The organism is Vibrio sp. 14G-20, assembly GCF_026241515.1.
Taxonomy (GTDB): Bacteria; Pseudomonadota; Gammaproteobacteria; order Enterobacterales; family Vibrionaceae; genus Vibrio.
Genome location: NZ_JAPHPW010000005.1, coordinates 87,510 through 100,573 on the forward strand (window position 1 = coordinate 87,510; position 13,064 = coordinate 100,573).

A 13,064-nucleotide genomic window follows, 5' to 3' on the forward strand; every position below is an offset into this window, starting at 1 on the left:
AGTTGTGATTATTACTGAACAAATGATTGATGATATCGCACTTGGTGCGACGGTATTAGGTACTGGCGGCGGCGGTGACCCATACAGCGGTGCATTGATGGCGAAAGTAGCCATTGCAACGGCAAAGCACCCTGTACACATGATTCCTCTACAAGACGTACAAGACGATTGGATGACAGTGCCCTCTTCAATGATTGGCGCACCAACCGTCGCAGTAGAGAAACTTAATTCGAAAGATCAAATGTTGATTGCTTTCGAAGCGATGGAAAAAGCGCTCGGCACTGAAGTAGCGGCAACGTTTCCTATCGAAGTGGGCGGTTTTAATTCGCTGATTCCAATCCTTGTTGCAGCACAAAAGAACATCCCTGTAATTGACTGTGATGCAATGGGCCGTGCGTTCCCAGAAGCTCAGATGGTGACTTTCTTTCTTGATGACCTCCCTTCTGCTCCGAACACATTGGCTGATGAGCGTGGTAATGTCGTCACACTTTATCCAATTGACGGTATTTGGTCTGAAAAGTTTGCGAGGCCAATTACCGAGCAGATGGGCGGCTCTGCAGCAATGTGCGATTACCCAATGAACGGTAAGAACCTAAAACGCAGCGCACTGCCTGCAACACTGACCCAAGCAATGAAGATTGGTGAAGCGATTAGACTGGCGAACGACAACAATCAAAGTGGCACACAGGCCGTATTAGACATTGTTGGCGGCCATACCATCATCAGTGGCAAAATTGTTGATATACAGCGTGAAACCGATGGTGGCTTTGCAACAGGCGGTGTCGTGATTGAAAAGCTGGCTCAGTTTGAAGATACCGGTGTCGATAACGTATTTGTACAGTTCCAAAACGAATTACTTCTCGCGCACAAAGGCACAAGTCATGCAGACATGAACCAAGATAACCTGCTGGCATCAACACCAGATCTTATTTCGATCTTGGATCATGAAACCGGAAAGCCAATCACAACAGAACAACTTCGTTACGGGCAGCGCATTGACCTTATCGCCTACCCTTGCGACCCAAAATGGCGCACTGACAAAGGTATTGAAGTCGCGGGCCCGGGTTACTTTGGCTACACAGTCGAGTATCAAACCATTGAACAACTAAAGTCTGCATTGAAGAGGTAGTCGCATGACAAACATTACGCTTGATTACTGCCGCCTTGGCATTGACGTAGGTGGTACCAATACCGACGGTGTGCTGCTCGACGCAGACTTGAATGTGATTGCCAAAGTAAAAACCGCAACCACACATGATATTTCAACAGGGATCGACAACGCGATTTCTGCGCTATTAAACCAAGCAAACATTGATGGTCAGCAAGTGAAACATGCGATGCTTGGCACGACTCAATGCACCAACGCAATTGTTGAACGAAAAGGTTTAGACAGAGTCGGCATGATTCGCTTAGCACTTCCAAGTGGTGATAGCGTCCCGCCACTTTGTGGTTGGAGTAAAGCGTGGCAAAACTTGCTTGGTGAACACTTCTACCAAGCGCACGGCGGCTATGAATACGACGGCCAGTTGATCGCCGACATTCAAGAGTCTGAGATCCGCGAGCTTTGTCAGAAAATGAAAGGCCATGTGGATTCCATTGCTATCTGCGGTGTGTTCTCTCCCGTCAACGGCGACCAAGAGCTTCGAGCAGCAGAGTGGATTCAGCAAGAACTTCCGGGCGTGAACCTATCGCTTTCCCATAAAGTAGGCAGCTTAGGGCTTCTAGAACGTGAGAACGCGACTATCCTCAACGCGGCTCTGCAAGGTACAGCAAAACGATTCGTTGACGGTTTTTGCAGCGCACTCATCAATCATGAAATCCACACCACGCCTTATTTCGGTCAGAACGATGGAACATTAATGTCGCAACAGTTCGCGTTGATGTACCCGATTCTCACCGTGGCTTGTGGCCCAACAAACTCGATTCGCGGAGCAAGTCATCTAACCAAGCTTAAAGATGCGATTGTGGTCGATGTGGGAGGCACTACATCTGATATTGGCGTGCTTACTCACGGCTACCCGAGAGAGTCGAGCCTCGCGGTAGAAATTGGTGAAGTCAGAACCAACTTCCGTATGCCTGATATTTTGGCATTAGCGATTGGTGGTGGTACCAAGGTTCGCTTTGAACAACAGCGTATAGAGCTTGGCCCAGAAAGTGTTGGCCATACCTTAACGCAGGCCGCTCGTAGCTTTGGCGGTGATGAACTTACTCTAACCGATATTGCACTCAAAACAGGTCAAATGCAGTGGCAGGCAGAGCATCAATTGAGTGATGAGATTGGTATATCGAACGAACAAGCCAGTCAGGTATACCAACAAATGGTCACGGATGTTGAAGAAGGCATCGATAAAATGAAAACGTCAGCTGCGAGCGTACCCGTGATCATGGTTGGCGGCGGCAGTGCCCTATTCCCAGATCATTTTGAAGGTGTAAGCCAAGTGGTTCGCCCAGAGCACTTTGAAGTAGCGAATGCGATTGGTGTTGCGCTGGGTGAAATATCTGGTCAGTTCGATAAGATCGTTCCGATTGATCCCGCTTTTCGAGAGGAAACCTTAAAAGGCTTGGAAGAACAATCAAAGCGACTGGCGATTGAAGCTGGCGCATGCAACGATAATGTCGCGATCATTGAACGAAGCGAGATTCCATTAAGCTACCTACAGGGCAATATGGTTCACGTTAAGATCAAAGCAGCTGGGCATATCAAGATGGCTTAGAGCCGTTCCTAGAACGCCTTAATTAGCGTCTTATTCGAGAATGAAAAAAGCAGGCTACTTCTTCATATTAAAACGGAGAAATAGCCTGCTTTTTTTTTGCATTTTAGCTTTTTGCTTTTTAATCTAAAGCTTTCAGCCCAATAGCCACTTTATAATTGTTCTCGTAGCGCCGCTAGCGAGTCTTTCACCAGTTTAGGTAGTGAGTCAGCATTATCGCGATATTGAAGCAATGGATCCTCGCTCGCTTCAATGCTTTGGCATAAAGCAAACAGTGCAGATAATCCTAGGCTGCCGGCAGACCCTTTCAGTTTATGAGCTAAAGACTTAATTTCACGAGCGTCGTCAGCGGCACTTGCCACAACCAATTCACCAAGAGTGACTTGGCTACTTTGGTCAAACAACCCGACAATCTGCACTATTTTTTCTCGACCGAGAATGGCCAAGTCGTCTTTTATAATCTTAGGGTTAATCATCTGCACAATCGGTTCTCCTTGATTATGTTCCGCGCCTTGGTTTGCTCGTTGTACCGAGCTTGCAAATGCCAATGCTGATAATTCTAGCTCGGTCTCCTGAGGTTTAGAGTTTAGCTGACAACAAACAACATCTGACGGATCCGGCTGAGGCAATAACAGCGTGTGACCGTCCAACTGTTCAACAATCAATTCCGACAAGGCTTCCTTCTCTAACGGCTTAGGCAAGAAACCATCGAAGCCAGACGACAAGTAACTTTCAACTTCTTCGTTAAACACATGAGCCGATACTGCGATCATTGGGGGTACTTTTCGAATTACGTCTTCATCATTTTCATGCTGGAGGGTATCGTCTTTGAGTTGTTGAATTAACTCGACGCCATCGCAGTCCGGTAAGTTAATGTCCACCAGCGCAATATCGAACTCTTGCTCACTGAATATGGCTCTCGCTTCTTTTCCGGTTGTCGCAATCACGACCTCGTGGCCTAGGTTATGTAAAAAGCCTTCAGCAACGATGCAGTTAACCGGATTATCTTCTATCAAAAGTACCTTAGCTCGAATACACGCTTCAATGACCGGTACTTTCGTTTCTATCTTCTCACCGGCTTCAAGTGGCAATGAGAACCAGAACTGGCTACCCTCGCCTTCTTCAGAATGAACGCCTATATCCCCATTCATTGCCAACATGATGCTTTTACTGATCGCCAATCCAAGCCCTGTGCCACCGGTTTTGTTGCGACCGCTGTCGGTTTGGGTGAAGGCATCAAATAGGCAAGCTTGTTCGCTTGCGTCAATTCCGACACCGGTATCTGACACTTCAAACATCACTCGATTTTCATCTTCGATATCTAAGCTGATAAAGATATCGACCGAGCCACTTCCCGTAAACTTAATCGCGTTACCGACTAAATTATTCAAGATTTGACTGATTCGCGTTACGTCACCACGCCAATAGCGTTGCACATCACTTTCAATGTGAAAATCAAAATTCAGCTTCTTCTCAGCGGCGCGCCCTTCCATTAACTGATAGGTATCTTGAACCATCTGATGGAGATCAAACGAAGCAATGCGGATTTCCAAATGCCCCGCTTCAATCTTTGAGTAATCCAACACGTCATTCAAAATCGCAAGTAGATTCTTACCGCTGCGGTTAATGATGTCTGCATAGCCTGATTGCAACGGGTCCAATCCGGTATCTTTGAGCAATCTTGCTGTACCTAATACACCGTTCATCGGCGTTCGTATTTCATGACTCATCGTCGCAAGAAAAGCGGATTTGGCACGGCTTGCTTGTTCTGCGGCGTTGCGAGCTTGAGCGTGGTTCCCCACCTCAATATTCAGCTTTTCATTGGTCTTTTGCAGTTGATAGGTTCGGTCTGTGACCAACTCTTCTAAGTGCTCTTTGTGCTCTTCAAGTTCACGTTTCGCCTTTGCTTCACCCACCGCGACCACTTGCAATGCCTGTGCGGTATTTCTGGCGGTAATGATCGCCTCGCCCATATGAGCCAACTCGTCATTACCCTTAACTGAGATATCAATATTCAGGCGGCCTTGTGCGATAGACATCAAGGCCGATGAGTATTCAGTAAGACGTTTAACAACCGAGATATACACCACTCGCCACACGATAAATGCGACGATAACCAAACCAATAACCGAAATCACAGACAACGACCATTGCGCCAAATTCAACGTGCTGGTCAGCTCATCAACCGCTTTTTTGGTGCTTCGGTTTGAATCATCAACCAGTTGGTTAACGGTTGTATTCAATTGAGAGAACAGCTCCAACGTATTTTGCATCAGAAACTCTGACTTTTTGGTGTTCTCATATTGTTCTAATGAAATATCGAACACAACTTGTCGTTTTCTTAGCTCTTCAAGAAGCTGAGACATCTGCGCAGAACGAGTAGGATCTTCAACCGCTTTAACGCGGCGTGCCATGATTCTTAGGTTGGATTCAAATTCAGATTGGATTTGATGAATACGCTCTACGTTGGTAACGGTTTGCGTTTCTTCAATTTGGTTAAGCATCTTGAACGCCAGCAAATGCAATTCGTGTAGGCGCTCAGACAAATCAAGGTCAACCTCAACAAGCGCATCGAGGGCTTGATAGGCCTTATCTGTTTCTTTGGTTTCTAGCAGGTCGTAGATATGCGTGACGTTAGCAACCGCAATGGTAGCCGTGTTCAAAACTTGGGTTCGCGTCAACTGTTCTAGCTCTTCAGCCAATAGGCGCATCTCTTCGACACGAGACGACAACTCTTTGCTTAACCAAAGCTTACGCTCAACCGACACACCCAGCTCAGCCAGTGTGTTAATAACGCTTTGAACATTGTTTTCGAGTTTATTGAGGAGCTGGGAATCAAAACTGTCGACACCAAGCTCTTTGATATGCTGAAGAAGAGACTCAAGTTGGTCAAACAGTACGGTACCAGCCTCTTTTCTTTCAGCTTCGTTTCTCGCATTAGAAAGCGTCTGTACAGACGAAATAATACGGTTACTCAACTCAGAAACCTGACGAGCTTCGATCATGGCAGGAAGCGCCGAATCAACAACGTTTCTTTCCGTTTTTGCTACAAAGCTAAAACCAGAAACACCAATCAATGCAGACAATAGAACCAACAGTGCCATCACTAAGAATGAGGCCAGCAGCTTGCGTCCAATACTCGCTGAAGCTAACAACATAAACTCTAAACCTTAAAACGTTCTTCTTTACCCATGCAGAATACGCTATATTTTGCAGTGTTTCTTATCTAAAACCAATAAAACGGCAATTCATGCTATCTAGACCTTTCGCTTCAATAATTATTCTCTCACTACTGGCCTCAGTGACTACTGTCGCAAGTGCTAGCGAGCCTTTGAGCCCAATAAAACCCGCCGATGCCACATCGAAAAAAGAGAAAATCTGTGCCATTTATCCGCACCTAAAAGACTCATACTGGTTGTCTGTGAACTACGGAATGGTCTCTGAAGCAGAAAAGCAGCAAGTTGAGCTAAGAGTATTGGAAGCTGGCGGTTACCCCAACGTGGCCAAACAAGCGTCACAACTGGTGCTTTGCACACAATGGGGAGCCGATGCGATTATTTTAGGTACGGTTTCACCCGATGCGTACCATGACAATCTCAGCGATTGGGTTGGCTCGACGCCTGTATTTGCCACGGTGAATGAGTTAACCGTCAATGAAGAACAACAGAAGGTATTGAAAGGTACAATCGGTGTCGACTGGTATCAAATGGGCTACCAAGTCGGAGAGTTTTTGTCGAAACGACACCCGAAAGGATCAGGCGAAACACCGATCGCCCTGTTACTTGGCCCACAAGCGAGTGGTGGCACTAAGCCTGTAGCTCTGGGGTTTTATGATGCGATCAAATCGAGCGATATCAAAATCGCGATCAGCTACTGGGCAGATAACGATAAAGAATTGCAAAGAAACCTAGTACAACAGGTGATCGAGGAGCCGGATATCCAATATATAGTCGGAAGTGCCGTCGCGATTGAAGCAGCGATCAGTGAGCTACGAGCAGCCGATAAAACCGAAGAGATTGGGTTAATTTCAAGTTACCTAAGTCACGGGACCTACCGCGGCTTGCTTCGTAATAAGGTGCTTTTTGCACCAACAGATAAAATGGTTGAGCAAGGTCGTTTGTCGGTAAAACAAGCCACGAGTTACTTACGTGGTCAACCTTACAAGCAACACAGCGCACCAATTATCGAAGCGCTGACACCAGCAACTCTCAAAGATCAAATTATCGCCGACTCATTGTCACCTTCTGAGTTTCGTCCGGTATTCAGTGTGAATCCTTAGTGCTATATTGGCTGAAGAACTCAAAACAATAAAAACGAAACAACAATTTAGGGAACATTCATGCAAAAAACGACGCGCACTATGCCAACACACAAGCATATCGCTTTGGTCGCTCATGACCACTTCAAACCTGAGCTACTAAGATGGGTCAAAGAGAACAAAGAAAAACTACAAAAGCACTTCCTTTACGCAACGGGCACGACAGGTTCTCTACTGAGTAAAGAGACAGGCTTAGCAATCAAAAGCATGATCAGTGGCCCTATGGGCGGTGACCAACAACTTGGCGCGCTTATCTCTGAAGGCAAAATCGATATGCTGATTTTCTTCTGGGATCCACTTAATGCTGTACCACATGACCCAGACGTAAAAGCACTGCTTCGTATCGCAAGTGTTTGGAACATTCCTGTGGCAACTAACCGCGCTACCGCTAACTTCCTGTTTAACTCTTCACTGCTTGAAGAAGAAGTGATCATCGAGATCCCAGACTACGAAGCGTATCTGGCTGAGCGCACGTAATCGCACGTTATATGTGATCTCTACCGAACAGACTAAAAAGCCTGCATTTTATCGCAGGCTTTTTTATGTCTCGTTTCAGGCGTTAAACAATTCAACCATAAAACAGTGCAGTGAGTCTCTCTACTTGTCACTCCACACTGCCATCTCGTTGCCGCTTGGCTCTCGAAAGTGGAAGCGTCGACCACCAGGAAAACTGAATATCTCGCGGTTTACTTCCCCACCAGCCTCAATCACGTCACGTTCGGTCTGCTCAAGGTCTTCACTGTAGAAAACCATCAGCGCTGCACCCTTGTCTGCGTTGGAGGCCAGATCTGCAATGTAGAACCCACCCATTAAGCCTTTACCTTCGAAAGCAGAATACTCAGGTCCGTAATCTTCAAATTTCCAAGCAAACACTTGGCTGAAAAATGCCTTGGTTGCTGCGATGTCACGCGCTGCAAATTCAATGTAGTTGATAGAGCCATGTTCCATATCTGCTTCCTTTTGCTTTCAGACTTCAGCCTAATGAGAATAAGGTAAAAGTGGCTTGAAAATCTAATCTTAGACGATCACCTCAAGTGGCATCACTTTTTGCGAACCACCGGGTAATCCGAACCATGCAGTTCTTGAACGAAACCAGAGCCATCTCCGCTGTGCGTGATCCACACCTTCTCTTTCGCACGAGTCATTGCCACATAGAAAAGGCGACGCTCTTCAGCATAAGGGAATACGTCTGACGATTCCGTTAACGCGCCATCAATATGCAGCTGCTTCTTCTTCGCCGGGAACTGCCCTTCATCGACACAAAGAATAATCACAAAATCGGCTTCTTTACCCTTACTGGCGTGGCAGGTCATGAAGTTGATATCAATAGAGGTAAAGATCTTCTTCCAGTCCTCCAACAACTCTGGTTTGTGGTAATGGTTACGACCAAGCAACAGCACAGACTTGTTAGTTTTTCCCTTAGATTGACGGTTCAATTGATCGAGGATCTTCTCAACTTCTTTACTTGGCGCACTGTACACCGACTTTTGTTTCTGTTGCTTGAAGCTGTTCAATTCTTTAGGCAATTGAATCGGGTTTTCTTGTACGAAGCGATTGGCAACCGCACCTAACTGATTGTTAAATCGGTAAGTGGTATCGAGATGATGAATCGTCGAACTCTCGAAACGATCTTTAAATCCAGTCGTAAGATCGACATCTGCGCCAGCAAATTGGTAGATTGACTGCCAGTCATCCCCCACCGCAAATATAGAGGCTTGGTGGTGAGCTTTCGACTGATTACAAAGCGCTTCAACCAAAGCAAGACGATCTGGCGAGATATCTTGATACTCATCAATCATGATGAACTTCCAAGGCGAGATAAACTTGCCCTTTTCGACGTATTGGGTCGCACGGCTGATCATGGTCGAGAAGTCGATGTGATTCTCTTCTTTCAGCGCTTTCTGCCATGCCGTCACACAAGGCCAGCACAGGGAGAGTTCGCTGTTAAGGCGCGTGTAATCTCGGTGGTCAATAAGCTGCTGCTGTACTTCTTTTTTGGTCAGGCCTGACGCATTCAACTGTTCAAGTTGCTTCTCTAGCCAGCCAATCAATTTGAGGTTTGAAACATGGCTGCCAAGTTCATCATCACCCGTTAGATAAGCAATTGGCCATTTAGACAAGTGCTTTTGCCAGCGCTTAAAGTTGGTTGGTGTCATCCAGTGCTTCTTCAACCAATCAATGCACCAAGCTTGGCGCTGATTGTCATCTAAGGCTAATGGAGAAATCACCACACGCTCGGTTTCAACCTGATTCAGGATCTTCAAACCTAACTGGTGGAAAGTACTCACTTGTACCTTCTCGGCGGACAAGCCAATTTTGCTATCCAAACGCTGCTTCATCTCTTCTGCGGCTTCACGGCCAAATGCGAGCAGTAGAAGCTCTTCAGCTTGCGCCTGATGGCTTTGCAGAAGATAAGCGACACGAGCGGTCAAAACACTGGTTTTACCCGAACCAGCACCTGCAAGAATCAGGTTATGGTCATCGTTCATTAAAACCGCGTATTGCTGCGACAAATTCAAAGGAGACGATTCACACTGAGCAAACAACACTTCCCAGTTCTTCCTTTCTGTCTCTAGCCATTGCTGGTTTCGATCAGCTTGTTTGATCTCGGTTTCAGATAGCCAAGGCTGCATTCGCGCGATGCGGTTTGGCATGCGCTGCGCAGCTTCTTCTAAGGTCATGGTCATGCTTTCTAAACCAGCGTTGACCATGTCGACCCAAGTGTTGACTTTAGAATGAGGTAAGAAGGCAGGAAGCTGCTCCAGACGTGTTAATTCGGCTTCCCATTTAGGAACGTGCTCAGCCAACTGTTCACACTGTGTGTCGTGCCATTTTTGATAAGCGGCAACCGATGTGCGTGCAAACTGGCGACATTGATCCCATGGCAAACCTTGAACTAACCAACTGCGCTGTTTACCGTCTTGTTGGTTAGCAAAAAACTGTAACGATCCCCAAAACAATCCGCGCTTTATCGCGATCTTGCCACTCCAAATAGTAAACGGGATACGTTCTTCACTGCCTACTGAAGATAACAGCAGACGTGAACCATCAAGTTCAACCTGATGATATTCATTTTGAATAAAAAACTGTGCAGTCTTGTTAGCGCTTAGCTGCATTGGAGTGTGCTCTTAATTAGGAATATTGAATTTATATCATGATGCAATGAGAATTAATAATATCTCATATCTTATCGACGCTTTCATGACCACCTACGGGCAATTATGGATAAGTATCAAATTCTTGTGCTTGATTTCTGTTAGGATTATGGTTTTTAGTGTGTCAAGTGAGCGACTGTGGACTTTTCAGCCAAATTACGCCTCTATTGGGCGAATAAAACCATAAATTACAGCGTATTAATTCTCATCACTCTGCTCGGTGTTGTCGTTCCGGCTTGGTATTATGGGCAAAACACACTCATCACTCCATTGATCTTAGGTGTCATCGCCGCTGCACTAGCAGAAAGTGATGACAGCTTCACCGGGCGCTTGAAAGCGCTCACCCTGACCTTTATCTGTTTTGCGATCGCCGCCTTTTCTATAGAACTGCTGTTCGACACACCTTGGCTATTCGCATTAGGGCTTTTCGCATCCACATTTTCGTTCATCATGCTCGGCGCAATTGGGCCTAAATACGCCAGTATCGCGTTTGGTTCTCTGCTGGTTGCTATCTACACCATGCTCGGCGCTCATGAAAGCATCAACTTATGGTTCCAACCGTTATTGCTCTTAACAGGCGCGGCTTGGTACTACTTCATGTCCATGATTTGGCAGATTGTGTGGCCGATGCAACCTGTGCAGCAAAACCTTGCGAACGTGTTTGATCAGATTGGCACCTACATGGGATCAAAGGCTGAACTGTTCTACCCGGTATCTGATCTTATCCCTCAGCCGCACCGCATTATTGAAGCCAAATTAAATGCGAGTACCGTCAATGCACTCAACATGTGTAAAGCAACCCTGCTTAATCGCTCTAAACGCGGACACATTGACGGACCCAGTGACCGATTCCTAAATACTTACTTCATCGCGCAAGACATTCACGAGCGTGTAAGTTCGACCCACTATCGCTATCAAGAGCTTGCCAAGCACTTTGAGCGCTCTGATGTGCTGTTCCGTTTTAAATATCTACTGGAAGCGCAAGCGACCGCGTGTAAAGAAGTGGCGAGCTCGCTAAAGGTTGGCGCGGAATACCAACATGGCGATAAGTCAGTATTAGCGCTTGATGAACTGATGTCTTCACTTAATCATCTACATAAGCAAAACAAACCAGAATGGAAGCCGTTGCTGAGCCAATTGGATTATCTATTCAATAACCTCGCAACCGTTGAAAAGCAGCTGTCGAACATCAGTAATCCAGATGCAGAGAAGTTAGAAGAAGATGTGTTAGACGATACCAATCCGCACACCTTGACTGCGATGTGGCAAAAGATAAAAGCCAACCTGCATACAGATTCAATGCTGTTTCGTCACGCAATTCGTATGGCGATTACGCTGACGCTCGGTTACGGCATTATTCAAGGCTTTGACATTGAACGCGGCTACTGGATTCTACTGACGACGCTATTTGTGTGTCAGCCAAACTACAGCGCTACTCGCCAGAAGCTGACTGCGCGTGTCATTGGTACGGTTGCAGGCTTATTGATTGGCGTTCCGCTACTGACCTTCTTCCCTTCTCAAGAGAGCCAATTGGTGTTCATTGTGATCAGTGGCGTGATGTTCTTTGCGTTTCGTATCAACAACTACGGCTTCGCAACTGGCTTCATCACCCTATTGGTGCTTTTCTGCTTTAACCAACTTGGCGAAGGCTACGCCGTGGTGCTGCCAAGACTGGCAGACACCTTCATAGGCTGTGCCCTCGCTGTATTGGCGGTTGTTTATGTGTTGCCTGACTGGCAATCAAAACGACTACACAAGGTGATGGCTGATGCTCTTGATTCCAATAAGAACTACCTTGCGCAGATCATTGGCCAATATCGTGTAGGTAAGAAAGACACGCTGAATTACCGCATCGCCCGCCGCAGCGCACACAATAACGATGCGAATCTGACTGGTGCTATCAGTAGCATGTTGGTGGAGCCGGGCAAATATCGAACCTCTGAGGATGAGAGCTTTCGCTTTCTAACGTTGAATCACGCCCTACTCAGCTATATTTCGGCACTAGGCGCGCACAGAACGCGTATTGACGACGAATCCACACACAAGCTCGTTCTGGATGCACACCGCGTGATACACGAGCACCTTGATGCTCTGAATGATCAACTCTATTCACATCGTGAACAGTGTGAGGTTAAAAATGCATACGACCCTGAACTTGATAAACGTCTAAGTGAGTGGCGAGAAGAAGATGAAAGCTCTGTCAGAATGGTCTTACAACAGCTTCATTTGATTTATCGAATGCTTCCAGAACTGCATACGCTAGCGACCAAGTTTGCGGTTAAGGTGAAGATTGATAAGCCGCTCGATAAAGCTGATTCTTAATAGACAAACAAAATACTGTAAAAACAAAAAGATAGCATTAATCGTACACCTTTTGATCATTTGTTACAGTTATATGTTGCTCTACCAATACCTCTAATTGAGTAGAGCAACTGCTTACCTACCCTTACCCCATAAGGGTTAAGACGATTTTTACGTTGTAGGAATTTTCTGACTTTGATTGACCAAGCCTTAACTTTGCCTAACATTTCTCGGACAAAAAACGACCAGAGAAATTTATAGTTGTCTTAGTTCTAGGAAATTACAAATTTCGTTTGATATTCACTTAATCTTGTTTGATTTCCTGCACCAGTAGTCTATGCTCAATTGAGCATATGGATTTGCACCAAGGTCACATTATGAATACACAACAATTTGAAGCATTCAAACAACAGATTCAGCTTCTTAGCCCACAGCAATTAAAAGCATTGCAAGGCGAGATTGACGGTAATCTTGAAACGGAACAACAAACTCTTCTTACTGATGAAGAGCTAAACGCATTGAACGATCTGTTCAGTTAATAGACAGATGTCACTATTTTAGCTTAAGTACTCCGTTTCA

General features: G+C 45.9%; 9 protein-coding genes. 6 read left to right on the forward strand and 3 right to left on the reverse strand.

The window, feature by feature from the left end; genetic code table 11:
• Positions 1-4 precede the first annotated feature (4 nt).
• Entirely contained in the window at positions 5-1,129 is a 1,125-nt protein-coding gene (locus OQJ75_RS06090) for a DUF917 domain-containing protein (protein ID WP_265971889.1), read from the forward strand.
• A gap of 4 nt (positions 1,130-1,133) precedes the next feature.
• Entirely contained in the window at positions 1,134-2,714 is a 1,581-nt protein-coding gene (locus tag OQJ75_RS06095) for a hydantoinase/oxoprolinase family protein (protein ID WP_265971888.1), read from the forward strand.
• A gap of 149 nt (positions 2,715-2,863) precedes the next feature.
• Here the strand turns inward: OQJ75_RS06095 and torS are convergent, their stop codons facing one another.
• The gene (gene torS, locus OQJ75_RS06100) at positions 2,864-5,869 is read right to left on the reverse strand and encodes a TMAO reductase system sensor histidine kinase/response regulator TorS (protein WP_265971886.1); all 3,006 of its coding nucleotides are present in this window, start codon (positions 5,867-5,869) and stop codon (positions 2,864-2,866) included.
• 92 nt (positions 5,870-5,961) lie between these two features.
• Here torS and torT point away from each other — a divergent pair, with 92 nt between their 5' ends.
• Positions 5,962-6,990: a TMAO reductase system periplasmic protein TorT gene (gene torT, locus OQJ75_RS06105; RefSeq protein WP_265971884.1), complete on the forward strand. Its 1,029-nt coding sequence runs from the start codon at positions 5,962-5,964 to the stop codon at positions 6,988-6,990.
• A 60-nt stretch (positions 6,991-7,050) separates the two neighbouring features.
• Positions 7,051-7,506, forward strand: coding sequence for a methylglyoxal synthase (locus tag OQJ75_RS06110; RefSeq protein ID WP_017064778.1), 456 nt, complete (start codon positions 7,051-7,053; stop codon positions 7,504-7,506).
• Positions 7,507-7,626: 120 nt separating this feature from the next.
• On the opposite strand, the gene OQJ75_RS06115 is transcribed toward OQJ75_RS06110, so the two are convergent.
• Together OQJ75_RS06115 and helD are read right to left on the reverse strand one after the other, a co-directional pair.
• Entirely contained in the window at positions 7,627-7,977 is a 351-nt protein-coding gene (locus OQJ75_RS06115; protein ID WP_265971879.1) for a VOC family protein, read from the reverse strand.
• 92 nt (positions 7,978-8,069) lie between these two features.
• Positions 8,070-10,145 (reverse strand): DNA helicase IV, encoded by a 2,076-nt coding sequence (gene helD / locus OQJ75_RS06120; RefSeq protein WP_265971877.1) that lies wholly within the window; start codon positions 10,143-10,145, stop codon positions 8,070-8,072.
• Positions 10,146-10,322: 177 nt separating this feature from the next.
• Here helD and yccS point away from each other — a divergent pair, with 177 nt between their 5' ends.
• Together yccS and OQJ75_RS06130 are read left to right on the forward strand one after the other, a co-directional pair.
• Positions 10,323-12,506 (forward strand): YccS family putative transporter, encoded by a 2,184-nt coding sequence (gene yccS, locus OQJ75_RS06125; RefSeq protein ID WP_265971875.1) that lies wholly within the window; start codon positions 10,323-10,325, stop codon positions 12,504-12,506.
• 332 nt (positions 12,507-12,838) lie between these two features.
• Complete coding sequence (locus OQJ75_RS06130) at positions 12,839-13,024, forward strand: hypothetical protein (RefSeq protein WP_017629650.1); 186 nt, start codon at positions 12,839-12,841, stop codon at positions 13,022-13,024.
• Positions 13,025-13,064: the final 40 nt, after the last annotated feature.

Excerpts from the sequence above, each read along its gene's own strand:
- OQJ75_RS06095 (WP_265971888.1), top strand. The coding sequence starts at position 1,134 with ATGACAAACATTACGCTTGATTACTGCCGCCTTGGCATTGACGTAGGT.
- torS (WP_265971886.1), bottom strand. The coding sequence starts at position 5,869 with ATGTTGTTAGCTTCAGCGAGTATTGGACGCAAGCTGCTGGCCTCATTC.
- torT (WP_265971884.1), top strand. The coding sequence starts at position 5,962 with ATGCTATCTAGACCTTTCGCTTCAATAATTATTCTCTCACTACTGGCC.
- OQJ75_RS06110 (WP_017064778.1), top strand. The coding sequence starts at position 7,051 with ATGCAAAAAACGACGCGCACTATGCCAACACACAAGCATATCGCTTTG.
- OQJ75_RS06115 (WP_265971879.1), bottom strand. The coding sequence starts at position 7,977 with ATGGAACATGGCTCTATCAACTACATTGAATTTGCAGCGCGTGACATC.
- helD (WP_265971877.1), bottom strand. The coding sequence starts at position 10,145 with ATGCAGCTAAGCGCTAACAAGACTGCACAGTTTTTTATTCAAAATGAA.
- OQJ75_RS06130 (WP_017629650.1), top strand. The coding sequence starts at position 12,839 with ATGGATTTGCACCAAGGTCACATTATGAATACACAACAATTTGAAGCA.